This is a genomic window from Arthrobacter sp. MYb23, from assembly GCF_002979775.1.
Taxonomy (GTDB): Bacteria; Actinomycetota; Actinomycetes; order Actinomycetales; family Micrococcaceae; genus Arthrobacter.
Map to the genome: position 1 here is coordinate 84,211 of NZ_PCPR01000005.1, position 24,562 is coordinate 108,772.

Below are 24,562 nucleotides of genomic sequence, written 5' to 3' on the forward strand. Positions count from 1 at the left end.
TACGCCCCACACATTTCCGGCCTCGCGGACGTGCTGAAGGAACCGACGAGTCGTCTAGAGAATGACGGGGTCAGGCGAAAAACGTGCGGCGCGGGCAGTGAACTCGCTGCCTTGCCGCTGCGTCAGGAGGGTGTAGAGCTCCGGCCTGCGTCCGCGGATCCACCGGCGGCCGGTGGAAAGGGGGATCAGGCCGAGATCGAGATCGGCGGTGACAATCGCTTCGGCAGCCACCCAGGTTTCGGCGATGATGGCGCCGTAGGGATCGATGATCATCGCATTGCCCGTGCGGATCTCATCGTCGTCCTTGCCCACGCCGTTGCTGAAGAGAATGAAGATTCCGTTGTCGTGGGCGCGGGCAGGTAGCCAGCGCATCAGCCACTGGCGTCCGTGCGGGCCGCGGAAGGCGGCTTGGATGGCCTCGGGATCTGTGGCGCGGTTATCCCAGAGGGCAGCGGGGAGGGGCTTCATTCCCCGCGGGCTGCGGGAGTTCGTGCCACCGGTTTGGTGAGGAGCCAGGAGCACCTCGGCGCCCAGGAGTGCGGTGGCGCGGACGTTTTCCACGAGGTTGTTGTCCCAGCAGATGAGGATTCCGATCCTGACACCCCAGGGAGTGTCGAAGACCGTAAAGTCCGAGCCACTGTGGATGGCCTCGTGTTCGAAAGCATGAATTTTTCGGTGCGTGTGTCGGGCGCCGTCGGGTAGGCACACGGAGTAGGAGTTGTAGAGGCGGCCGTCACCCCCGGCTTCCAGGTATCCGATGCCGATACCCACGCCCAATTCCCGGGCAAGTTCACCGACCGCGCGGATGCTGACGCCGTCCTCTGGCTCGGCAAGTTGCTTCAAACGCTGAGCAGTTTGCCTGCGTAGGTGCCAGTAGCCGACGAGGCACATTTCCGGGAACACCACCAGCTGCGCTCCTTCCTCTGCGGCGATGCTTGCCAGCCGGCGAATGGTCTTCAGATTAAGGTCCGGCCGGTTGGGGACAGCCTCGAACTGAAGGGTCGAGGCGCGAAGGGTTGCGGCGCGAGGGGTCGGGAGTGCTTGGTTGGGCATCGGGTCTCCTGGATGGGGTATTTGACTCCTCCCATGGTTCTCAGTCCAATGCATTCTGTCTATTGAATTATTTCTATCTTTCGATTCCACCAAGGAATGTAATTGGTGAGAACTTCTGTAAGGTGGCGGAATGGAACTTCGCTTGTTGCGCTCATTCATAGCGGTTGCCGAAAACCGGAACTTCGGGGCCGCAGCGAAGGACCTCATGACAACCCAGTCCGCCCTCACCAAACAAATTCAGGTACTTGAACGGCAGGCGGGAAACACGCTGTTCACCCGGGGGCGCCACGGTGCTGCGCTGACCCCTGCCGGCAGGGCTTTGCTGGCAGATTCGGTTGATCTGGTGCGCAGGGCGGACGCCCTGGCTCACCGCATGCAGCGCGTGGCAATGGGTGCCGAAGGTGTGCTCAACGTGGGGTTCGGGATGTCCGCCCTTGACGTGGCGCCGCGCGCAGTGGCGGTCTTCCGTTCCCGTCACCCTGGTGTCGACATCAAGCTCGAAGACATGTCTTCGACTGCCCAATTCGAGGCTTTAGGTAACGATTCCTTGCACGTTGGCTTCGTTCGGCTCCCGGCTCCGCCGGAATTTGGCGCACGCGTGATTCGCCGAGACCAGCTTGCCCTTGCTGTTCCCTCCGGAGTGCCGGTTCCTGGACTTGATCGCGAAAGTCTGCGGGAATGGCTCCGGGGCCGTCCACTGGTTCGCCTGCTGCCGGTGAGAGGACCGGGGCTGGCGGCACAAACCAGCCAGCTCTTCACCGATCTGGGATGCAGCCCAACGGTGATGTACGAGACCTCGGACCTGCTGACAGTGCTGGCGCTCGTGGCCGCAGGAACAGGTTCCGCGGTGGTGCCGGCCAGCGTTGCGGCGATAGTCCCTGGGGGAGTGCAGCTCATTCCGATTGACTTAGAGTCTGCATTCTGGAGCATCGGCATTGCCTGGCTCCGCGGGAGTCAAAATTCCCTGGTTCCGCTGTTCCTTGCGTCAGCCGAAGCTGCCACGAATGACCAGGGCTGATGGGTGGGGGCGCTGGCAGAGCGTCGTCACTCGAGAATGCTTTGCGGGTGCCAATTCGGCCTGTTGACAGACTCGAAGTAACGCGGGTAACCTAAGTCACATGCCCATCGGGTAACGCGCGTTACCAATAGCGTTACCCGCCGAGCAGCCAGACAATGAAGCACTGGCATCACCCTCGGATCAAACAAGAGCACCCGGAGCATTCAATGGCGAAAACCAACCCTGACGAGTCCGTACCCGTGCGGCAGCGGGGAGTCACCATGAAGGACGTCGCCAACCACGCCGGCGTCTCCCGGACTGCAGTCTCGTTTGTACTGAGTAACCGCGAAAACGCCAGCATTTCCGAGGAAACCCGAACTCGGATCAATCACGCCGTGCAGGAACTGGGCTATCGACCCAATGCCGGTGCGCGTGCGCTGGCATCCCGACGCAGTGATTGGTACGGGATCGTCACTGAGATCGTCACGGCCCCGTTCGCCGTCGACATCATCAAAGGAGCCCAGGACCAAGCGTGGCTTGACCGCCGGTTCCTGCTCATCGCGCCCTCCGACCAGGCCGATGCTGTAGGACCCAACGAGGGTCTGGAAGATGCTGCAACTGAAAAGCTGTTGGAACAACGAGTGGAAGGACTTTTGTACGCAGCCACTTTTCACCGGAGCGTCCACGTTCCGAAAAGCGCCAATGAAGTACCCACCGTCCTGATCAATTGCTTCGACGCCGACGGGAAGCTGCCCTCGATCGTTCCTGACGAGCGCGGGGGCGGACGTGTGGCCATGGAACGATTGCTGCAAGCCGGCCACACCCGGATTGGCGTCATCAATCTTGATCCGGATATTCCGGCTGCTGTGGGGCGTTTGGAGGGTGCACGCGAAGCACTCGCCGGCGCCGGGCTGCAGCTTGACCCGGAACTTGTGGTGTCCGGATACGCAACGGCTGACGGGGGCTATGAAGCCACGTGCCAGATCCTGGACCGCTACCCGGAAGCTGGCAGGCCAACGGCGCTGTTCTGCCTCAATGACCGTATGGCGATGGGCGCGTACGACGCCATCAAGGAACGGGGCCTGACCATCCCCGGGGACATCGCCGTGATCGGCTTCGACAACCAGGAACTCATTGCGGCCTACCTTCGGCCAAAACTGACCACGGTTGCGTTGCCGTTCGAAAAAATGGGCGCCTTGGGCGTCCAAACGCTCGCCGCTCTGACAGCAGGACAGCCGATCCTTGCCGACCAGCAATTGGTCGACTGTCCGCTGCTAGAACGCTCTTCGGTCTGACCGCGAAATCAACGTCGAAGAGCAAACCCTTACCCACCCCTTCACCTTGGACGATGAAGATAGGAAAGAGATAACCATCATGACACAACCCCGATACTTCCGGGCTGCCCGGATGACGGCGGCAAGCCTAGCAGTGGGCGCCATGCTGCTCACCGGCTGCACCGCAAATGTCAACAAGACAAGCACCTCCGACGCCGGCGCCAACGCCAGCGCGTTCCTCACTATTCCGCGTGAGGACATGGGCACGTTCGTGCAGAACTTCAACCCGTTCGCTCCCACGGTGAACCCGATGGTTCAGCAGTCAATTTACGAATCTCTCCTGATCTTCAACCCGGCAAAGGGAGACACGGTGCCGTGGCTGGCCACCGAGTGGAAGGCGGCAGAGGACGGCAAATCGATCACCTTCACCCTTCGCGACGGCGTGAAGTGGTCCGACGGGCAGCCGCTCGTAGCTGACGATGTTGCCTACACTTTTGAACTGCAGAAGAAGATCAAGGGCGGCTTCGAGTATCTGGATACCGTCGCGGCCGAGGGCAATAAAGTCACGTTCAACTTCAACAAGCCGTGGTCACCTGCGCTCTACGACGTAGGCCAACTCATCATCCTGCCCAAGCACATCTGGTCCGCTTTGCCGGATCCGGAAAAGGATGCGAACGCCAAGCCGGTGGGTACCGGACCGTACACCGAGGTGGATACTTTCCAGGCCCAATCCTTCGTGCTGAAGAAGAACCCCAAGTACTGGCAGCCTGAGAAGCAGAAAATTGCCGGCATCAAGATGCTCGCTTTCGCAGGAAACGACGGCGCCAACCTCGCCGCCGCGAACGGCGACGTGGACTGGGCTCCGCAGTACATTCCCAACATCGAGAAGACGTTCGTTTCCAAGGACAAGGAACACCGTCAGTTCTGGTTCCCTGCCACCGGTGCCATGATCAACTGGCAGCTGAACACCACCAAAGCGCCGTTCAATGATGTTGACGTCCGCAAAGCACTGAGCATGGCCGTGGACCGCGATCAGGTCACCAAAATCGGTATGAGCGGCTACGCCAAGCCGGCTGACTGCACAGGACTCTCCGGCAACTATGAGACCTGGAAGAACGCCGCGGTCAAGGACAACTGCACGTGGACCAACCATGACGTGCAGAAAGCCAACGAGCTTCTGGACAAGGCGGGCTATCCCAAGGGAGCTGACGGGAAGCGCACGCTCAAGGACGGGAAGCCCTTCGAGTTCAAGATCTCTGTGGGCGCAACGTCTTCCGATTGGCTTTCCGTGGCCAACGTGATCGCGCAAAACCTGGCCGAGGTGGGTGTCACGGCCAAGGTGGAGTCCCCAGACTGGGCTGCAGTTGTTGCCGGCTACGAGACCGGCGACTTCGACTCCGGGATCGTCTGGAGCGCCAACGATCCCAGCCCTTACAAGTACTTCAACACGTCCATGGGCACCGCCACTGTGAAGCCGGTAGGGACCAAGACGTTTGACAACTACCACCGCTTTGGCGACACGAAAGCCGATGCCCTGCTGGCCGACTTCGCCGGGGCAGCTGACGAGTCCAAGCAGAAGGACATCGCCAACAAGCTCCAGGAAGAGTACAACGACGTCGCACCACTGGTGCCGCTGTTCTCAGGCCCTGAATGGGGAGCCTTCAATGACACCCGCTTCACTGGCTGGCCCACCGAGGATAACCCGTACGCCACCCTCTCCGTACGCTCACCTACAACAGTGCTGATCCTGACCACGCTGGAACCGCGCAAGTAATCCCCAACCACCACCGCAGTAGGGCCCTGGCAGGCCCCACCGCACGCCCGGCGGCACTCTGCCGCTGACCCGGCCAACCCGCCGGGCGTGCCCCACAATTTCCGCAATTCCCGAATGGAGGGAAACCGTGCGCTTCATCCTGCGCCGCCTGGGTTTCTACCTGATCGCCTTCTGGGCATCCATCACCCTGAATTTCCTGCTCCCGCGATTCATGCCGGGCGACCCAGTGTCCCGCATGTTTGCCCGCTCCCAGGACCGAATGCAACCTGAACAGATCGAGGCCCTGCGCAAGCTGCTGGGTGTTGATGATCGGCCCATTTGGGAGCAATACATCAACTACATGCAGAACATTTTCACCGGGCAGATGGGTGTCTCCATCTCCCGTTTCCCCACCCCGGTCACTGAGGTCATCTCGTCCCAAATCGGATGGACACTCCTACTGGGCGGAACCGCACTGGTGATCGCCGCCGTCGTGGGTAACCTGCTGGGAATCCTGGCCGCTTGGCGCCGCGGCGGTGCGATCGACTCCGCGCTCCCACCGGTGCTGGTTTTCATTGGCTCGTTCCCGTACTTCTGGCTTGCGATGGGTGCGCTGTACCTGTTCGGCGTGGTGCTGGGATGGTTCCCCATCCGGCATGCGTTCACCGACGGTTTGGAGCCGGCGTTCACCTGGGAGTTCATCGGCGACGTCGGTGCCCACCTTGTGCTGCCCGCGTTGACCATTGTGCTGGTCTCGATAGGCGGCTGGATGCTCGGCATGCGAAACACCATGATCGCCACCAATTCCGAGGACTACATCACCATGGCCGAAGCCAAGGGACTCCGCCCGGGCCGCATCATGCTCCGCTACGCAGCCCGCAACGCCATGCTCCCCTCGGTAACGAGCTTTGGCATGGGACTGGGGTTCGTGGTGGGCGGCGCCCTGCTCACGGAGGTGGTGTTCGCCTATCCCGGCGTCGGCTACCAGCTCCTCAACGCTGTCCAAGGCCTCGACTATCCGCTCATGCAGGGCTTGTTCCTGACCATCACCGCCGCTGTGCTGCTTGCCAACTTCCTGGTGGACATCCTGTACGTCCGCCTCGACCCGCGCGTGCGCAGCAACTAGAGGACTGACCATGACAACCGCACTTCTGAAGCAGCCAACACCAACACCGGCTGTCCGCAAGCCCAACCGCAGCTTCGTCCACGGCCTTATCAGTAACAAGAAAGCGCTGACAGGTATGGCCGTGATGGTCATCTTCATTGCACTGGCCCTGCTGGCGCCGGTGCTGTTTCCGGGCGATCCCTCAAGGATTACCGCCATGGCCTCCCTTGAACCTTCGGCCGAGCACTGGCTGGGCACCACCGCCAAAGGACAGGACGTGCTCGCCCTGACTGTTCACGGCTCACGTAGTTCTCTGTTCGTGGGACTGACAGTGGGCTTGGCATCCACCTTCATCGGCATTCTGGTGGGCCTGGCCTCGGCGTACTTCGGCAAGTTCATTGACGAAGCACTGTCCCTGGTCACCAACGTTTTCCTGCTCCTGCCCGGCCTGCCGCTGCTGGTCATCCTGGCCGCCTTCCTTCCGCCGGGCCTGGGCACCGTCATCCTGGTTCTGGTGGTGACCGGATGGGCCGGCTCAGCGCGCGTCCTGCGTTCACAGGCGTTGTCGATCCGATCCAAGGACTTCGTAGCTGCGGCCGTGGTGTCCGGCGAACGGGCCGGCCGGATCATGTTCCGCGAGATCCTGCCCAACATGGCCTCGATCGTCATGGGTACCCTCCTGGCCTGCGTGATTTACGGAATCGGCGCACAAGCTGGCCTGGAGTTCCTCGGACTGGGCGATGTCAGCACGGTCTCCTGGGGCAACAACCTCTTCTGGGCCGGCAATGAAGGCGCCTTGCTGACGGGCAGTTGGTGGGTCTTCGTACCCTCCGGCGTCTGCATCGCACTGGTGGCCTTCGCCCTGGCCCTGATCAACTACGCCGTGGATGAAGTCACCAACCCGCGGCTGCGAAAGATCAAGACCCCCAAAACAACACCCGCTAATGTCGAAAGGAGCGCCGCCAAATGACCATCTCCCAAGTTTCCTTCGGCTCCCACGAACCTGTCCTGGACGTCAAGGACCTCACGGTCAAGTACATCGGCGACACCCGCTCCACCACCGCCGTCGATCGCGTTTCCTTCAGCATTGGCACCGGTGAGGTGTTCGGTCTCGCGGGGGAGTCCGGCTGCGGGAAGTCCACCATTGCCAACTCGATCATGAGGCTCCTGAAGGATCCTGCGAAGATCGCCGGCGGCAGCATTTCCTTCGGTGGAAAGGACGTCCTGGCCTTGAGCCCGGAGGAGCTGCGGCGTTTCCGCTGGCAGGACGTGGCCATGGTTTTCCAGTCGGCCATGAACTCGCTCAACCCGGTGCTGACCATCGGCGAACAGATTGTGGATATCTTCACCACCCATGCCGGTTACTCCCGCAAGGAATCAATGCGGCGTGCCGGTGAACTGCTGGAACTGGTGAGGATCGATCCCGCCCGGCTTAAGTCCTATCCGCACCAGCTCTCGGGCGGCATGCGTCAACGCGCTGTGATTGCCATGGCGGTAGCACTCAAGCCTTCATTGTTGATACTGGACGAGCCCACCACCGCACTGGATGTGGTGGTGCAGCAGGAAATCATGGCGCAGATCAAGGATCTTCAACGCGAGCTTGGCTTCTCCGTCCTGTTCATCACGCATGACATGTCCCTCATGGTGGAACTCTCGCACCGCATGGCCGTGATGTATGGCGGGCGAATTGTGGAGACCGCGAAGGCCCAGGACGTATACGCAAACCCCCGCCACCCCTACACCCAGGCGCTGATGGGTGCGTTCCCGCCGCTCACCGGCCCCCGCCTTCCGCTGACCGGCCTGCCCGACGGCGTGAAGTTCCGCAACATCCCGGACCTCGCCGAGGCTGCACCCGGCCACTTTGTGGCACCGTTCGGTGCCGACGCTTCGGTTGTTGAGTCCGTAAATCTGGAAGGAGCCGCACGATGAGCCACTCACTGGTGACCCCACCGGCCGTGTCCAACACCGGCACCCCCGCCCTGGAGATCCGCGGTTTGGGAAAGACTTTCCCGATTGGCGGTTTGTTCTCCCGCGATTCTGTCCGTGCCCTGCACGGGATCGATCTGACCATCGCCAAGGGCGAAATTGTGGCGCTCGTGGGGGAGTCCGGTTCCGGCAAGAGCACCCTGGCCCGCTGTGTGGCGCGGCTCGAAAAGCCGAGCTCGGGGGAGATCCTGATTGACGGCGTCGACGTCCTCAAGAGGGACCGGTTCCAAGCGTCACGTGCGTTCCGAGCCCAACTGCAGATGGTGTTCCAGGATCCCTTCGGTTCATTGAACCCGGCCCACAGGATGGATCACTTCCTGCGGCGCTCGTTGGCCATCCACGGCAGGAGCGGCGGAACTGAGCAAGAGACCCAGACGCGGCTCGAAGAGCTCATGACCACCGTTGGCCTGCAGGCTGACATGCTGAACTCGTATCCGCACGAGCTCTCCGGCGGCCAGCGCCAACGCGTTGCGATCGCCCGGGCCCTTGCCGTTGAACCGCAGGTCATCCTGGCTGACGAGCCCACATCCATGCTGGACGTTTCTGTCCGGATCGGTGTGCTGAACCTGATGCGCAAGCTCCGCGACGAGCAGGGCATCTCCATGCTCTACATCACCCACGACCTCGCGTCCGCACGGTACTTGGCAGACAGGACCGCGGTCATGTTCTCCGGCGAATTGGTTGAAGAGGGCGAGTCCTTGGACCTTCTGGCCAATCCGGCGCACCCGTACACGCAACTGCTGGTTTCAGCTGTCCCGGACCCTGCCCGTGCAGGCTCATATGATCCGGTCCGCAGGGCCGAATTGCGGCAAGCGGTTATGGCCTCAACGCACTGCGCGTTCCACGGCGATCCGAACCAAGCATGCTCGTCCGAGGAACCTGTGCGCCATCAGGTGGGTGACCCCGAAAACCGTCACTGGGTACGCTGCCATCTCTACCGGCCGTGGGCTGCTGCCGGCAGTCATGCCTTGGCCAGCGAACCAATCCAAACCAGCCACCCGTCGTCGAACGCTCAAGAAGAGGCTTCCGCATGACTGAACTTACCCACCCGCTCGCCACCATTCCGCGGGACGAGTTGCTGTCGCGCGCCGAGGCCGACCCCCTTCGTCCACGATTCCACTTCGTCTCGCCGGCGGGTTGGCTCAACGATCCCAACGGGGTCAGCCAATGGAACGGCACCTACCACTTGTTCTACCAGTACAACCCTGAGGGTGCTTTCCATCACCGCATCCAGTGGGGCCATGCCACCAGCACGGACCTGGTTACCTGGACTGATCAGCCCGTGGCTTTGGAGCCTTCGGCGGGACCGGATGCCGAGGGTTGCTGGTCTGGGGTGTTGGTGGACGACGACGGTACACCCACCTTGGTGTATTCGGGACGGTTTGAGGACAGGGAACTGCCGTGCGTCGCCGTAGGATCACCGGACCTGCTGAATTGGACCAAGGATCCTGGAAATCCTGTGATTGGCGCCCCGCCGGCTGGCGTCGAAATTACTGCCTACCGCGATCACTGCGTGTGGCGCGAAGGTGGCAAGTGGCGGCAACTGGTGGGTTCAGGGATTCGGAACCTCGGCGGAACGGCGTTCTTGTACGAGTCTTCGGACTTGAGATCCTGGGACTACCTCGGACCACTGTTTATTGGCGATGCATCCCAGGGTGATCCTGCGGACACTGACTGGACCGGCACCATGTGGGAATGCGTTGACCTGTTCCGGGCAGGGCAAGGTTCGTTGGGGTCCGCACCTGCGGCCGACTCGCCGGATGTGCTGGTTTTCTCCGCGTGGGACGACGGCGAAACCCGCCACCCGCTGTACTGGACCGGCCGTTATGCCGGAGATACCTTCGAGCCGGCCGCGTTGCACAGGCTGGACTACGGAGGCCGCTTCTTCTACGCACCGCAGTCCTTCCAGGATGAGTCCGGCCGACGCGTCATGTTTGGCTGGATGCAGGAAGGGCGAAGTGACGCAGCAATGGTGGAAGCCGGCTGGTCAGGTGTCATGAGCCTGCCGCGCGTCACCACCGTGGCCAAGGACGGAACCTTGGCGTTTTCACCGGTTCCCGAAATCGAGAAACTGCGCAGCGATCACATCAGCGTGCCGGCCCAGGTGTTGGTGGGAGCCGGAACGTCCGTGACAAAGGGTGTGTCCGGCAACCAGCTGGACCTGGATTTGGACGTGCAGCTGGCTCCCGGAGCAGAGGTTCGGTTGGGAGTGCTGGCGTCCACGGATGGTGCTGAGCAAACGGAGATCGTGCTGAGCCGGGCTGCTGACGGAAGCCCCACCGGCACCCTTCGCCTTGACCGCACCCGCAGCAGTCTCAACCCTGCCGTGGATGTGGAGGACAAGTCCGGCCCGCTTTCCATGACGGATGGTCGTGTTCGCCTTCGCGTGTTGGTGGACCGGTCCGCCGTCGAAATTTTCGCCAACGGAAAGCCGCTCACGGCCCGTATTTACCCGACGCTGGGCGGCGAGCGCGTGACGCTGGCCGCAACTGAGGGTTCGGCGCGGCTCCTCTCCTTCGATGCCTGGACCATGGCTGAGATCTTTGAAGAGACCCGTAGCCTCCTGCCGGAAGGGAAGTGAAACCCATGGAAAAATCACCTTCAGTTTCACGCCGTGGACTTCTGACCGGTGCCGGTGCGGTGGCACTGGGCGGGTCCCTGGCGCTGTCCACCCCTGGTGGGCCCGCCGTGGCGGCGGGCGGCCCAGCCTCGAAAGGATCATCCCGGATGCGCCCGGTCTATCACTTCAGCGTGCCTGACAATTGGAAGAACGATCCCCAACGGCCCATCTACCTGGACGGGGAGTATCACTACTACTACTTGTACAACGCCGATTACATCAGTGGCGGTGGGGGCACGTCTTGGCGCCGGGCCACTACTACTGATCACGTCGCGTTCCGGGACCGTGGTGTCGCGATACCGAAGTTCAGCAACAGCAACGGTGATTGTTGGTCCGGGTGCATGGTGGTTGATGAGGGCAATACCGCGGGATACGGGGCGGGTGCGATCATAGCCCTGGTCACCCAGGCGCCGGAGGGCCGCCAGGCCCAGTACCTCTGGTACTCCACGGACAGGGGGCGCTCTTTCAAACCCGGTGGCCAGGCGCCCGTACTGCCCAACCCAGGGGTGAACGATTTCCGTGATCCCAAGGTGATATGGGATGAGGACCGTGGCCGGTGGTTCATGGCCAACGCAGAGGGACAAAAGCTGGGCTTCTACACCTCTCCGGACCTGCGTTCCTGGACCCGAGTTGGCGAGTTTCTTCGCAGTAACTTGGGACTGCTGGAGTGTCCTGACCTCTTTAGGATGACGGCCGACGACGGCACCTCCCATTGGGTGTTGGGCACCAGTGCCAACGGCAAGGGCCGTGGGCTTCCTGCGACGTACGCCTACTGGACAGGAGCTTTTGACGGTATTTCCTTTACCCCCGACCATGGCGAGCCGGAATGGCTGGATTATGGTTTCGATTTTTATGGCGCAGTGACGTATCCGCATCACGATGCATCGGGAGCGGAGGACCCCACCCTCCGACGCACGATCGGGTGGGCAAACTTCTGGGACTACCCCCACAACACGCCGACCCTTGCCACTGACGGCTATAACGGCGATGACATGATCGTCCGCGATGTCCGGCTCAAGCGCGGAAACGGCGCCTATTACCTCGCGTCCGCGCCCACTTCGGCGTTGGCGGACCACGTGAAGCGCACACATCGACTGGGCGATGTGGCGGTTGCGGGCACTCATGACCTGAAGATCCGTTCGAACGCCTACGATCTGAGCTGCGAGCTGGTGTGGGACCCGGCGGCGCCGCCCGCCAATCTGGGACTGGAGGTATGCCGTGCGCCGGGCGGAGGCCGGCATGTTGCGGCGGGTGCCTTCCTGCGTGGCCCGTTTACCTACGTCAACCGCCGCCCCACCATCAACCCCACGGCTGGCGAAACCCAAACCCCTGTGGACCCCTCCATTGGGAGACTCACGCTACGCATCCTGGTGGACCGTACCAGCGTTGAGGTGTTCGTTGGCGATGGGCGTGTGGTGCACTCGCACCGGGTGTTCCCGCTTGAAGGCGACGACGGCATCCGCCTCTACGCCCATGAAGGGGCGGCCACGTTCCAGAACCTGACCATCCGTGAGCTCAAGGTCACGCCCTAGCCCGCCCCTCGGAAGGAGAGACCTCTGATGGTTTACCTCAACACTGTCCCAGACCAACCGCATCCGGAGCTTGATGTGATGGTGGTCGGTGAAGCACTTATTGACGTGGTGACCACCGGGAGCCGCAGGGTGGAACACCCTGGTGGTTCGCCGGCCAATGTCGCCTACGGACTCGCACGTCTGGGGGTCACCACCGGTCTCCTGACCGCGATCGGCCCGGACGCCTGGGGGAGGCGCATTGAAGAGCATCTCACTGGCGCGGGAGTTGTGGTCCTGCCGGGATCACAGTCTCTCGCCAGGACCGCATCGGCCACAGCAACCGTTACGGCCGATGGCTCCGCCCACTACGACTTCGACATCTCCTGGGATCTGGCACCTCAGGCCCCCGCCTTTTTCCCGAAGATCCTGCACACCGGCTCCATTGCCACTTTCCTTGATCCGGGAGCCGGTGTGGTGAAATCCCTGCTGGGACAAGCCAAAGGGCACTGTGTGATCACCTACGATCCGAACATCCGCCCGGACCTTCTTGGCAGCCACGCGGAAGCGAAAGCGATCTTTGAGGACCTGGTGGCCTTCACCGATGTCGTTAAGCTCAGCGACGAGGATGCGCAGTGGCTATATCCGGGGATGAGCATTCCTGAGACAGCCGCTCACATCCTGGGGCTGGGCACTGGCCTGACGGTCATCACCAAGGGCGCCGAAGGTTCCTACCTCAGCACCCCGGGCTTGGACGTCACCGTTCCCGCCGTGAAAACCAGCGTGGCAGATACCATCGGTGCCGGGGACTCGTTCATGTCCGCCCTGATTCTGGGATTGCTCAAGCGCGAAACGGAAGGGTTCGCCCCCGGTGTTCTGGAGGAGCTTGGACGCACTGCGGTGGCGGCCGCGGCCATCACTGTGCAGCGCCCGGGAGCAAATCCGCCCAACCTTGAGGAGCTGAACGGACTACTCGAAAGCCAGCGGGTTGGGTGAGAGAAAACGGCGTTTGCTTCTCTTCCGTTCTTGCCTCAGTTCGTTCAGGCCTCTGGAATGACCATGGCGAAGCGCTCTTCGCGGGCTTCGTCCGGGTCGGGTCCACTCCGCACGCCGGTGTCGAGCGCGTTGATGCCGGCGAGTTCGGCTTCGGAAAGTTCGAAGTCGAACACATCGAAGTTTTCGGCGATGCGGTCCGGGTTCGTCGACTTCGGAATGGCCGAGCGGCCCTGCTGCAGGTGCCAGCGAAGCATCACCTGGGCAGGTGTCTTGCCACGGGCGTGGGCGATGGCGGCAATAGCCGGGTCCTGCATCACGTTCCGGCGGTCCTTTCCGCCCCAGCCCGGGTAGAAGGTGATTCCCCCGATAGGCGACCACGCCTGGGTGAGGATGCCGTGCTCGGAATCGGCTGCCTGGACCTCGTGCTGGGTGAAATAGGGGTGGAGCTCAATCTGGTTGATAGCGGGGATGACCTCCGTAGCATCGAGCAGTTGCTTGAGGTGATGTGGCATGAAGTTGCTGACACCGATCGCCCGGACACGACCGTCAGCGAGTAGCGTCTCGAGAGCCTTGTACGCGGAGATTGTTTCTTCGAACCGGTCCGGAGCGGGCTGGTGCAGGATGAACAGGTCCAGATACTCCACGCCGAGCTTGCCAGCCGCTTTGTCCCAGGCGTGCAGGGTCTGGTCGTAACCGTAGTCACTGACCCAGACCTTGGTCTCGACGAAGACATCCGAACGGCTCAGGCCCGAATTGCGGATGCCGTCCCCGACTTCCCGCTCGTTGCCATAGGCAGCTGCGGTGTCGATGTGCCGGTAGCCGGTGTTGAGCGCGACCTCGACAGCCGCCGTCGTTTCTTCAGGTGCGCTTTGGAAGACGCCGAGCCCTAGGGCTGGCATGGTGACTCCATTGTTGAGCGTGATGTCCATGTGATCCCTCTGTTGTAGGTTCTGTTTCAGTTTCCAGTGAACACCGGTGGTGGACCTTGTGGGAGTGCATGTCAGTACCCCCATGATGTGGCTTAGCGGACGTGCTCGACCTCTGGTGAAGGCGTCACCGTCCGGAGTGTCCTGCTTTGTGCGGCGAGCTCCGCGGGGAGTATCAGGGCGATGGTGGCAATTAATGCGAGGAGCAGTAGCACGCATGCGGTTGTGAGGGCCGTGCTGACCTGAGAGGCCATGTCCTGGCCGTCCCGCTCATGGGGAGTCACTCTTGTTCCGGGTAATGCCAGTCCCTCCCTCGGTCTGAGGCATCGGCGTAGCGTGGAAGCCATGACACACAGCGAGGATGTGCGGAAGTTCCTGACTACCCGGCGCGCCAGAATCACCCCCGATGAGGCCGGACTGCCCGCCTATGGCGGCAACCGGCGCGTCAAGGGCCTGCGCCGCGAGGAAGTGGCGATGCTCGCCGGAATGAGCATCGACTACTACATCCGCCTTGAACGCGGAAACCTTTCCGGCGCCTCGGACAGCGTCCTCGAAGCGCTCGGACGCGCCTTAAAGCTTGACGACGCCGAATTGGCCCACCTTTTCGATTTGGCCCGCGCCTCCACTGCAGCTCCGCGTGTACGGCGCAAGCGCAGTCCCCAGACGGTACGGCCGAGCGTTCAACGCGTCCTCGACGCCATCACTGCCGCCCCTGCCTGGGTCCGTAACGATCGTGGGGACGTCCTGGCCGCCAATGACCTTGGCCGTGCGCTGTATCTGGAATTGATGGCCGAAGAGACCACACCGCCGAACAGTGCACGGTTTACCTTCCTGAACCCGAAAGCACGTGAGTTCTTCGCCGATTGGGAACGCGCCGCAGATGACATGGTCGCGGTCCTTCGGTCAACGGCAGGGAAAAACCCTTATGACAAGGACCTCACAGACCTAATAGGTGAACTCTCAACCCGAAGCGAAGAATTCCGTAGCCGGTGGGCGCGCCACGACGTGAAGTACCACCGCACCGGCCGCAAGCGCCTGCACCATTCGATCGTGGGGGACCTCGACCTGAGCTTCGAAGCGCTCGAACTGGCCGCAGACCCCGGGCTCCGGATCAACATTTACACTGCAGACCCAGGGACACCCTCCGAGGACGCACTGAAAGTCCTCGCCAGCTGGGCAGCGACCCAGCGCCATGCCGTTGACGCCGCTGTGAGGGAGCGGAGCTAGCCCCTTCGAGGTCAGCACCCACGATTCGAGGCGACACAGTGAACAGCGAGACAGTGAACAAGGGCAGGACCACTGGTGGGTGGTCCTGCCCTTGCTGCGATGGGTCGCGCCCCTGCGCCCGTCGGTCGGGCTACCTGTTGCGATGGTGTGCTGGAGCGGTTCCTTACGCGTACCGAACGTGTTCGTCGGTGTCCGTTTACTCCTCGGAGCTACATGATGCCTGTAGGAACAAGCAGTGCCCAGGCCAGTGCCGGTGCCACCAGGACTACTCCTCCGGCGTACATCATCAGTTGCTTGTAGACGCGCTGACGGTCGTTTTCGCGGGCGTTGGCCACCACCAGGGCACCATCGGTGGAGAACGGCGATACGTCAACCACCGTGGCGGCGATGGCGAGGGCCGCAACTGTTCCCGATGCACTCAGTGAGCTGGTTGCCAGCAAGGGACCGGCCAACGGGATGAAGGCCGTCAGCAGTGCGGTGGATGAGGCAAAGGCTGAGCCGACGCCGATGACGTAGCAGAGAACCAGTGCAATGAGGAGCGGGGCTCCGAGTGCCAGGGCCTGTTCGGCGAGGGTGTCGATGACTCCGACGTGCTGCAGGAGGGAAACGTAGGTGATCATGCCGGCGACGAGCAGCACGGTGGACCAGGAGACGCCGCCGATGAAGGTCTGGTGCTCCTTGATGTTGACCAGTGCCAGCAGGAGTCCTGCCGAGAGTGCGACGAAGCCGATGGGCATGTGGAAGCCCAGGGCGCAGACAAGCATGGCCACGATGAGTCCCAAGGTGAGGATCTGCTGGCCGTGTGGCCGGGTGGCGCGGGCCTCGAGTTCGGCGTGCTGGCCCGCAGCGCCGTCGCGAAGTTTGCCCAGCATGGCGAACAGCACCACGGTGAGGACTGAGAGGATGAGATTCAGTGCGAAGCTCGCTCCAAAAAGCGCACCTTGGGAGATCGGGAAGCCGTTCTTTACAGCAATGTCATGCACCAGGACGCCGGCCACGGAGAGCGGGGAGAAACCCCCGGCGTGTGCTCCGTTGATGACGAAAGCGCCCATGAGAACCGGGTGGATGCGTGATTCGTAGGCAAGCCCGATCGCAGCCGGTGCCAGCAGTGCCACGGCGGCGGGGGAGAACGTGCCCAGGGCGGTGAGTGATGCTGCCAGGAGGAAGAATACCCATGGCAGAAGCAGCGTCTTGCCACGAACAAGGCGGACGCAGTTTTGGACGATGATGTCGATGGTCCCGTTGCGCTGGGCCATGCTGAAGAAGTACGTCACACCGATGATGGTGATCACGATGTTTGCCGGGAAATCAGCCAGGATCTCCTTGTCGGTCATGCCGAGCATGAAGTAACCAACACCGAACGAGGCCACGAGTCCCATGACGCCGATGTTCAACGGCCACTTGGTGGCCACGACGAACATCACCACGAGGATGACCAGCGGGATGATCTGGATGGCGGTCATGGTCGGCTCCGATTCAGGGGTGGCCGCCGGGTTGAAGATGGCACCCCCGAACAGGATGGCAGCCAGACCCAGGATGACAGAAGCGGCAACCGTTATCAGCAGGATACGGCGGCGGTTGTTCGGGCGCTGGGAACGTTCTTCCCGGATGTCGCTCTCAGCCTCGGGAGCTGGTTTGAAAATAGTCTTAGCCATGGTGTTCTCTCCTCATCGAGTGGCTGTTGCTAGTGAGGCTTCGACGACGTTGCCGAGAGTCTCCGGGAGGTGAATGATGCTGGAGGCGATGGTGCGCGCTGTTCGATCGACGCCCACCAGAAGGGACCCATCTTGTTCCTCGCTCCAGGTTTCGATGACACCGGCAGGAGTCCTGAGCTTCAGGACTGCTGCGGAGGTGTTTCCGGTGATGGTGTTCAACACTGTGCCGGGTGTGCGGGCAGCGAGCGTCAACGCGACGCTGCCGGTGATGGCCAGGGCAGGATGCGGTTTGCCCATGGAGAGCATCATGATGTTGACGTCACCTTCGGCGTCAGGACCTTCGGGAGGGCCGACGATGGCGAGTTTGGGAACAGCCCGCGCAGCTTGAGCGGGAGTGGCTGCCATTCCCATCCGCACCGCTGCCTGGCGACGTATCAGGTCCAGGGTGTCCAGTTGCAGTTCCACGCCGGCTTTCCAGGTGTCGTACCGGGCAATATCCAGTCCTAGCTCTTCAGCCCGCACCATGACCACTGGTGCGCCAGCATCAACCATGGAGACCGTCCAGCGGGTACCGCCAGCAAGGATCGTGTCAGTTGCCGAGCCGGTGGGAAGGAGATGTCCGGTGGTCTTGCCGGCCGGATTTTGGAAGCCGAGGCCCACCCGGTAACCCGGAAAGACGACGCCGGGCATCTGCGCGTCAGGGACGATCGGCAGGGCGCCGGAGGGAGTTGAAACCCTCTGAATGATGATCTGTCCAGTGTTGGTATTCCGGGTGACGATCCGGGTGGAATCGCCGTCGGGCACTACCCAGCCTTTCTCGATGGCGTAGAGACCCACCACTGCTGAGCAGTTCCCGCAGTTGCTACCCCAATCAACAGCGGCCTCCTCGATACCCACCTGGGCGAAAGTGAATTCGACATCCACCTCCGGATCCGCTGGCCGGCTGAGGATCATGGCCTTACTGGTGGTTGAAGTAGCTCCGCCTACGCCATCGATCTGCCGGGTGTCCGGGCTACCGAAGAGACGTGGCAGGAGATCGTCCAGGTTGGCGTTGGCCTGATCCAGGTTTTCAGTTTCAAAAACCCAGCACTTGCTGGTGCCTCCGCGCATCCATTCAGCTTCGATCTTCATTGTGCTTCCCTGCCTCTCGTGGCATCCTGCAAATTTGTTGCCTGTTACGAGGATGATCCGGATCACACATGAAGACAATGTTGGATAAATGAGGGGTGCTGTAGTGTTGCTTCATTCATTGTGAGGACATGGTCAGTAGCTGCCGTGAAACAGCTTTCGCGTCGACTTCTCCGGACAGGGAGCCCATGCAGGACAGGCTGCTGCATAGAATGAACCAACAACGGGTAAGGGTGAAGTAATGCTTAACGATGAGAGCGTGGATTTATTTGATATTCGGCGGCTTGCCCTTCTGGTGGAAGTGGTTGAGCAGGGGTCCATCACTGCGGCTGCCGACATCCTGATGTATTCGCCCTCGGCTGTCTCGCAGCAGTTGCGCAAGTTGGAACAAGAAGTGGGGCAGCCCCTCCTCAACCGCCGCTCACGCGGTGTGGTCCCCACGGAGGCGGGTCAGGTGCTCGCAGGACATGCGCGAAAGATCGTGGGCCAGATGCGTGCGGCCCGGTCCGATCTCGGCCAGATTGCCGGTTTGAACCGCGGCTCGTTGACAGTCGGTACGTTCCCCACGTTGGCGGGTTCGTTTTTGCCGCTGGTGATCCGTGCCTTCAAGAAGCGCTACCCGGCCATTGGTCTCTCGGTGCGCAGCGCCCGCTTCGATGAACTCGTCTCGGACCTTGAATCCGGAGTGACCGGGCTTTGTCTGCTCTGGGACTACCCGTGGAACCGGTTCAACGACGAATCCATTCGGATTACGGAAGTCTTCCAGGAGAGCACGGTGATCCTGGTTGCCAAGGGGCACCCCCTGGCTGATCGCGACGAGGTGACCATGAAAGACCTCCGAAAGGAGTCATGGATAGTCCGCGCTGAGGCGCACCCAGTAGTTGAGGTACTTCAACGCTCCGCCCACGACGCCGGCTTTGAACCGAACATCGGTTTTCTTGCCAACGATTACCAAGAGGCCCAGGCCATGGTCAGCGTCGGCATGGGCGTGGCGATGGTGCCCAAGACAGCGGTGGCCTTGCAGCATCCGGATGTCAGGATCCTCAGCCTTGGCGCTGACGCCCCACTGCGCAGGGTGCTTCTTGCCCAGCGGCAGGACAAGGTCTATGCGCCCGCAGAGGTAGCTTTCCACTCAACGCTTTTGGAGATTGCCCGTGAGCGTGGCGGCGACTATCTCTGAGGCGATGCCCACCGGAAGCCCGAAGTAGAGCTGGTTGGTGGCCACAAGGTTGACGCTGGCCGAAGCCTTCAAGGGCCACTGATGCCGGGTCCGGCCTGGTTTTTCAAGCGCAGTTCTGCCCGTTCCACGAGTTCGGTCAGCCACGGCCGGTGCCCTTGATGGAACACCATTCCCTCCGGCAGGCCCTGCACGCTGGGGATCGAACCGGCAATATCGATTGTCACCCTGCCTCCGGCCATGGGTGCGTTGGTGATGTGCAGATCGCCGTAAGAGGCCGGGAGCTGCGGATCCATCCAGAATCCCCCGTGGGACACGTGGGCGTCATACCTCATCAGGCTCGTGATCAATTGGATGGGTGATGTGGCAGCCCAGGCTTGGGGTGAGCAGGCGGTGGGGTAGGGAACTGGTTCGCTGTACTGCTTTCGGCTGAATCCGCAAAACAGCTCCGGGAGTCGGCCGTCGGAGTAGTCAGCCGCATCGAACAGGGCTGTGGCGATTTTTTGAGCCTCTTCCACGAATCCATAGCGCATGAGCCCCGCTGCGATGACTGCGTTGTCGTGCGGCCAGACGGCGCCGTTGTGGTAGCTGGCGGGGTTGTAGGCGCCCATGTCGGATGCCAAAGTCCGGACGCCCCAGCCGCTGAACATTTCGGGTGACATGAGTCGCTCGGCTACGAGCGGTGCCTTGTCGTTGTCCACCAAGCCGACCCAGAGGCAATGCCCCATGTTGGACGCGCACGCATCCACCTGGCGCTTATTGCCGTCCAGCGCAATTGCATAGTAGCCCCGATCCGGCATCCAGAATTGTTCGTTGAAGCGTGCTTTCAACTGGGCCGCGCGATCGGCGAGGTCGCGCGCCAAGGGTGCCTCACCGGCGTCGTAAGCCATCCAGGCGCGGGCCATATACGCGTCATAAACGTAGGCCTGGACCTCGCACAGCGCGATGGGCGGTTCGGCGAGCCGTCCGTCCGCGAAGTTGATCCCATCCCATGAGTCCTTCCAGCCTTGGTTGATCAGCCCGCGATCATTGAGGCGCTCATATTCGACGAAACCATCGCCGTCCTTGTCCCCGTAGTCCCGGATCCAGTCCAGGGCACGGTCTGCGTGGGGCAGCAGGGCGGCGATGGTGTCCTTGGCGAAACCCCAGCGGCTCACCGAACCAAGCACCACCACGAACAGGGGAGTGGCATCGACGCTGCCGTAGTAGACGGACTTCCCGCCCAAGGCCAAGCTGCTGGAAACATCCAAGCGGACCTCATGCAGGATCTTGCCCGGTTCTTCCTCCGTCAGGGGGTCAACCACTTGGCCCTGCCGCTCAGCCAACGTTTGCAACGTTCCCAAGGCCAGTGAGGGGTCAACCGGCATGGCCATTTCCGACGCCCACAACGAGTCCCGGCCAAACAGAGTCATGAACCACGGGGCTCCGGCCGCCACCACTACTCTCTCCGGGTGGGCAGGATCCTCAATCCGGAGGGCGCCGAGATCGTCATAACTGCGGCGCAACGTCCTCTCGATCGAGCGGTTGCCCATCTGCAGTGCGGGAATCTTGGCCACCCACTCCTGCCGGCGTCGATCGCTTCGGGAGAGTTCGCCGACGGCGGGATGCACCACTGGCGCTGCGGGCGCAGTGCCTTCAACGCCGGGGATCACGGCTAATTCGGTGCTCCACTGCCCCTGTGCCGGGATAGTTGTCCGGTAACTGAAACCTTCGCGGCCCGCTTCAACGAGATCGGAAGTTACGACGACGGACTTCCGGACGTCCTGCCATCGGGCGCGAATGGTCAGGGTGTTGGCGTGGGTCTCGCGGCTTTCTTGCCACTGCGTTTTTACGCGTGCTTCCTTCACCTCGAAGACATCGGCGAAATCGGAAGCCAGGGTGATCGCAATGAGGCATTCCACCGGCTTCATGGAGTAGTTGCTCACAGTGATGTGCTCCGCCATCCCTATGGTCAATTCCCGGGTGCGTTCCACGATGAGCGGGGTGTCCGCGTATCGGCCAGACATGGTGATGCGGCCGGCGAAGACGGCCCTGTACGGTTCCTTGGTTTGGGCCGTCAGGGGTTCTACCGACTGCCCGTTCACAGTCAAGCGCCACGCGGAGAGGATGCGCGTGTCCTGGAAGAACAGTCCGTGCGGATGATCCGGGGTGATGTCACCGCTTGGCAGTGAAATACAGAAGGAAGTGCCCTCAACCAAAGTGACTGTCCCGGCGCCCAAAGGACCGGCTGCGGTATCGGCATTCCATCCGGCCATTTTTCCGGCTCCTTCGGCGGTTCGGCTACGTCCTCGCTGTCCTGCTGTGTCGTCACAATGACGCTACTCTGGCCCAACCACCCGTGCCAGACCTGACCCGGATCAGCTTCGTGAGTCCGAAGGTGGGCCTGCATCATGGGCGAACGTCCGTCCTATGGATACTTCCGTCCCGAGCTATCGTCGATTGTTGACAATTGGTAGAATCGAAAGCGTGCCCTTCCAATGACGGCAGGCATATTCACAGGGGGCTTCGAGCCCAAAAGGAGCAGCAATGGTCAAGGCCACAGTCATGAAGAATGCAAATACAGAGAACCCGGGCGAACACCTTCCCAAGCCCACATCAAGCACTCCCGGCCAGACGGAAGTGTCCCTCCGCCTGTGGGCCCGGGAAGGACTCAAGACCGGCATTTGGGAGGCAACGCCCGGTGTGTCCACCAGTACCAGGCCGGGCTATGACGAGATCTGCCAGATCCTCAGTGGCACAGCGACCATCACGGAGGAAGATGGAACCAGCTTCGAAGTGGGTCCCGGCTCGTTGTTCGTCACGCCGGCAGGCTGGACAGGAACGTGGACCATCCACGAAACATTGCGGAAGATGTGGGTAGTAGCCGACCTCCCCAAGGACTGATGGTGAAGGTCCAATAGATCAAGGGAAGGGCCCGGTTCGGTGAACCGGGCCCTTCCCTTGATTCGGATATTTGACGATGACTAGGCGGTTATCCCTGTCACTTCCGGTTTGGACGTCAAGTCCTCCACGGCCTTCTGCATGTGACGCCTAATGGCGTCCTGGAGCCCGCTCCGGTCGCGTGCTTCGAGCAGGTCCAAGATCATTTGGTGCTCCTGTACCAGCGCGTCAATGCGTGGGTAGGCCACTTCCAGGCTGAGGATACACATCCTGGATTCGGCAGCAAGGGTCTCGTAGATCCGGATCAAGCGCGTGTTTCCTGTTCCGGACACGAACGCCGTATGGAATTGCATATCCAACCGGGCAATAGCCTGCCAGTCCGACGCCGCGACTTGCTTGGCCATACTTCGGATGATGCCTTTGAGTTCCCGGCAGGTATCTGCGACCTGATCCGACTCGGAATCCAAAAGTGTACTGGCGGCGGCCAGTTCCACAGCCTCGCGGACTGCGTAGATCTCCCTGACGTCGTCCGTGGAGAGCTCCAGCACGAAGACGCCACGGTTGCGCTTGCTCACCAGGATGCCTTCCTGGCACAGCCGTTGCAGTGCTTCGCGGAGCGGTCCCCTGGACGTACTGAGTTGACTGGCCAGTGCGGATTCGTTGACTTGCTGTCCAGGCCTGAAGGCTCCCTGGACAATCAGCTCCCGCAATTGGTCAGCAATCAGCTGCGCCGTGGGCCGGCCCTCCAGAACGAACATTCCCTCCGGTGCCGCCATTGACATCCCCTCATTCCATGATTCGGCAAGTTGGATCTATTAGACCGCTACTGCGGTGTACTTGTATTCCAAAAACTCTTCAATACCAATTTTGCCGCCTTCGCGGCCCAGCCCGGACTGTTTGACACCGCCAAATGGTGCGGCGGGATTGGACACCAAGCCCGTGTTCAGTCCCACCATGCCAACTTCGAGGTCTGCGGAGAACCGCAGGGCCTTTTCCATGCTCTCGGTGAATACGTACCCCACCAGGCCCCATTCAGTATCGTTGGCCAGACGCAGGACTTCGTCTTCGCTATCAAACGGCGTGATGGCAGCTACCGGGCCGAAGATTTCCGTGGACATCAACGCGGCGTTCGTAGGCACGTCCACCAGCACGGTGGGGGAGTAGAAGTAGCCTGGTCCTTCAGGGCGGCTGCCGCCTGTGAGGACGCGGGCACCCTTGGATATGGCGTCTGCAACAAGGTTTTCGACCTTTTCCAGGCCCTTCTGCTCAATGAGGGGTCCGACGTCGGTCCCCTCCAGTGCGCCATTGCCTACCTGCAATTCTGACATCTTTTTGGAGAACTTCTCGCCAAACTCTTCTACTACGGAGCGATGGACAAAGAAGCGGTTGGCGGCCGTGCAGGCCTCTCCCATGTTCCGCATTTTGGCCTTCATGGCACCATCTACGGCCTTCTCAATGTCCGCATCGGCCAGCACGATGAAAGGGGCGTTGCCACCGAGCTCCATGGACGATCGCATGACGTTGTCCGCTGCCTGCCGCAGGAGAACTTTCCCCACCTCGGTGGAGCCTGTGAAGCTGATCTTGCGTGCGATCCCGCTGTCCGTCCAGGTCCGGACAACCCCCGAAGCGCCCGACGTCGTCACCACGTTGAGTACGCCGTCGGGAAGTCCTGCTTCCTTGAAGATCGCAACGAGCGCCAACGACGTCAGGGGCGTCAGCTCTGCAGGCTTGAACACCATGGTGCAACCGGCAGCAACTGCCGGTGCGATCTTCCGCGCGCCCATGGCGAGCGGAAAGTTCCAGGGTGTCACCAGCACGGAAGGCCCTACAGGTTCCTTGGTGATAAGGATGCGGGTGTTGCCGTCCACGGAGGAGGTGTTGTCGCCGCCGATCCTCACGGCCTCTTCGGAGAACCAGCGAAGCATCTCCGCGCCGTAGGCAACCTCACCCCTTGCTTCGGCGAGGGGCTTGCCCATCTCGGCGGTCATAATCGCCGCCAGCCGGTCCGTGTTGGCGATGACGAGATCGTAAGCGCGGCGGAGGATGTCTGCGCGCTCACGGGGAGTGGACTTCCCCCAAGCCGCCTGCGCGCGTCCGGCGGCCTCTATGGCCAAAGCAGCGTCTTCAGCGCTGCCGTCGGCAACGCGGGCAATGACTTCGTTCGTGGCCGGATTTTCCACAGCAAAGGTGGCTCCGTTCGCAGCCTGCTGCCAGCGTCCATCGATGAACAGATCTGTCTGCAGTGAGCTGGGATCAAGTGAGGGGGTCATGGTGGCT

20 protein-coding genes are annotated in these 24,562 nt (G+C 61.7%); 13 read left to right on the plus strand and 7 right to left on the minus strand.

Translation table 11 applies throughout. The annotated features are described in order from the left end of the window. Positions 1-54 precede the first annotated feature (54 nt). Positions 55-1,053, minus strand: coding sequence for a nitrilase family protein (locus CQ020_RS08185; protein ID WP_105691392.1), 999 nt, complete (start codon positions 1,051-1,053; stop codon positions 55-57). A gap of 130 nt (positions 1,054-1,183) precedes the next feature. Here CQ020_RS08185 and CQ020_RS08190 point away from each other — a divergent pair, with 130 nt between their 5' ends. From CQ020_RS08190 to CQ020_RS08235, 10 genes are all read left to right on the plus strand, one after another. Then, positions 1,184-2,071, plus strand: a complete 888-nt coding sequence (locus CQ020_RS08190; protein ID WP_105691393.1) for a LysR family transcriptional regulator — start codon at positions 1,184-1,186, stop codon at positions 2,069-2,071. Between the two features lie 206 nt (positions 2,072-2,277). Continuing rightward, positions 2,278-3,345: a LacI family DNA-binding transcriptional regulator gene (locus tag CQ020_RS08195; protein ID WP_024820888.1), complete on the plus strand. Its 1,068-nt coding sequence runs from the start codon at positions 2,278-2,280 to the stop codon at positions 3,343-3,345. A 79-nt stretch (positions 3,346-3,424) separates the two neighbouring features. Then, positions 3,425-5,098, plus strand: a complete 1,674-nt coding sequence (locus tag CQ020_RS08200; RefSeq protein ID WP_105691394.1) for an ABC transporter substrate-binding protein — start codon at positions 3,425-3,427, stop codon at positions 5,096-5,098. Positions 5,099-5,225: 127 nt separating this feature from the next. Further along, complete coding sequence (locus CQ020_RS08205; RefSeq protein WP_105691395.1) at positions 5,226-6,203, plus strand: ABC transporter permease; 978 nt, start codon at positions 5,226-5,228, stop codon at positions 6,201-6,203. 10 nt (positions 6,204-6,213) lie between these two features. After that, complete coding sequence (locus CQ020_RS08210) at positions 6,214-7,152, plus strand: ABC transporter permease (RefSeq protein ID WP_105691396.1); 939 nt, start codon at positions 6,214-6,216, stop codon at positions 7,150-7,152. Further along, on the plus strand, positions 7,149-8,111 hold the full coding sequence (locus CQ020_RS08215; RefSeq protein WP_105691397.1) for an ABC transporter ATP-binding protein: 963 nt from the start codon (positions 7,149-7,151) through the stop codon (positions 8,109-8,111). The genes CQ020_RS08210 and CQ020_RS08215 overlap by 4 nt, the downstream gene beginning before the upstream one ends. Continuing rightward, on the plus strand, positions 8,108-9,202 hold the full coding sequence (locus CQ020_RS08220) for an ATP-binding cassette domain-containing protein (protein WP_105691398.1): 1,095 nt from the start codon (positions 8,108-8,110) through the stop codon (positions 9,200-9,202). The genes CQ020_RS08215 and CQ020_RS08220 overlap by 4 nt, the downstream gene beginning before the upstream one ends. Beyond that, positions 9,199-10,749, plus strand: coding sequence for a glycoside hydrolase family 32 protein (locus CQ020_RS08225; protein ID WP_105691399.1), 1,551 nt, complete (start codon positions 9,199-9,201; stop codon positions 10,747-10,749). Before CQ020_RS08220 ends, CQ020_RS08225 begins: the two co-directional genes overlap by 4 nt. Positions 10,750-10,895: 146 nt before the next feature. Then, positions 10,896-12,320 carry a glycoside hydrolase family 32 protein gene (locus CQ020_RS08230; RefSeq protein ID WP_105691491.1) on the plus strand — a complete coding sequence of 475 codons (1,425 nt, stop codon included), beginning with the start codon at positions 10,896-10,898 and terminating at the stop codon, positions 12,318-12,320. Between the two features lie 27 nt (positions 12,321-12,347). Beyond that, positions 12,348-13,292: a carbohydrate kinase gene (locus CQ020_RS08235; RefSeq protein WP_105691400.1), complete on the plus strand. Its 945-nt coding sequence runs from the start codon at positions 12,348-12,350 to the stop codon at positions 13,290-13,292. A 44-nt stretch (positions 13,293-13,336) separates the two neighbouring features. Here CQ020_RS08235 and CQ020_RS08240 read toward each other — a convergent pair whose 3' ends face one another. Further along, positions 13,337-14,221 carry an aldo/keto reductase gene (locus tag CQ020_RS08240; protein ID WP_105691401.1) on the minus strand — a complete coding sequence of 295 codons (885 nt, stop codon included), beginning with the start codon at positions 14,219-14,221 and terminating at the stop codon, positions 13,337-13,339. A 342-nt stretch (positions 14,222-14,563) separates the two neighbouring features. On the opposite strand from CQ020_RS08240, the gene CQ020_RS08250 reads away from it, so the two are divergent. Then, positions 14,564-15,445, plus strand: a complete 882-nt coding sequence (locus tag CQ020_RS08250; protein ID WP_105691403.1) for a helix-turn-helix transcriptional regulator — start codon at positions 14,564-14,566, stop codon at positions 15,443-15,445. 209 nt (positions 15,446-15,654) lie between these two features. On the opposite strand, the gene CQ020_RS08255 is transcribed toward CQ020_RS08250, so the two are convergent. After that, positions 15,655-17,100: an SLC13 family permease gene (locus CQ020_RS08255; RefSeq protein ID WP_105691404.1), complete on the minus strand. Its 1,446-nt coding sequence runs from the start codon at positions 17,098-17,100 to the stop codon at positions 15,655-15,657. Between the two features lie 12 nt (positions 17,101-17,112). Further along, positions 17,113-18,231 (minus strand): PrpF domain-containing protein, encoded by a 1,119-nt coding sequence (locus CQ020_RS08260; RefSeq protein WP_105691405.1) that lies wholly within the window; start codon positions 18,229-18,231, stop codon positions 17,113-17,115. A gap of 238 nt (positions 18,232-18,469) precedes the next feature. On the opposite strand from CQ020_RS08260, the gene CQ020_RS08265 reads away from it, so the two are divergent. Continuing rightward, positions 18,470-19,408, plus strand: a complete 939-nt coding sequence (locus CQ020_RS08265) for a LysR family transcriptional regulator (RefSeq protein WP_105691406.1) — start codon at positions 18,470-18,472, stop codon at positions 19,406-19,408. A 68-nt stretch (positions 19,409-19,476) separates the two neighbouring features. Here the strand turns inward: CQ020_RS08265 and CQ020_RS08270 are convergent, their stop codons facing one another. Further along, positions 19,477-21,660: a glycogen debranching N-terminal domain-containing protein gene (locus CQ020_RS08270; RefSeq protein ID WP_105691407.1), complete on the minus strand. Its 2,184-nt coding sequence runs from the start codon at positions 21,658-21,660 to the stop codon at positions 19,477-19,479. A 271-nt stretch (positions 21,661-21,931) separates the two neighbouring features. On the opposite strand from CQ020_RS08270, the gene CQ020_RS08275 reads away from it, so the two are divergent. Then, positions 21,932-22,288, plus strand: a complete 357-nt coding sequence (locus CQ020_RS08275; RefSeq protein WP_105691408.1) for a cupin domain-containing protein — start codon at positions 21,932-21,934, stop codon at positions 22,286-22,288. An 80-nt stretch (positions 22,289-22,368) separates the two neighbouring features. Here the strand turns inward: CQ020_RS08275 and CQ020_RS08280 are convergent, their stop codons facing one another. Next, positions 22,369-23,067, minus strand: coding sequence for a GntR family transcriptional regulator (locus CQ020_RS08280; protein ID WP_105691409.1), 699 nt, complete (start codon positions 23,065-23,067; stop codon positions 22,369-22,371). Between the two features lie 33 nt (positions 23,068-23,100). Next, positions 23,101-24,555: an NAD-dependent succinate-semialdehyde dehydrogenase gene (locus tag CQ020_RS08285; RefSeq protein ID WP_105691410.1), complete on the minus strand. Its 1,455-nt coding sequence runs from the start codon at positions 24,553-24,555 to the stop codon at positions 23,101-23,103. Between the last annotated feature and the right edge of the window lie 7 nt (positions 24,556-24,562).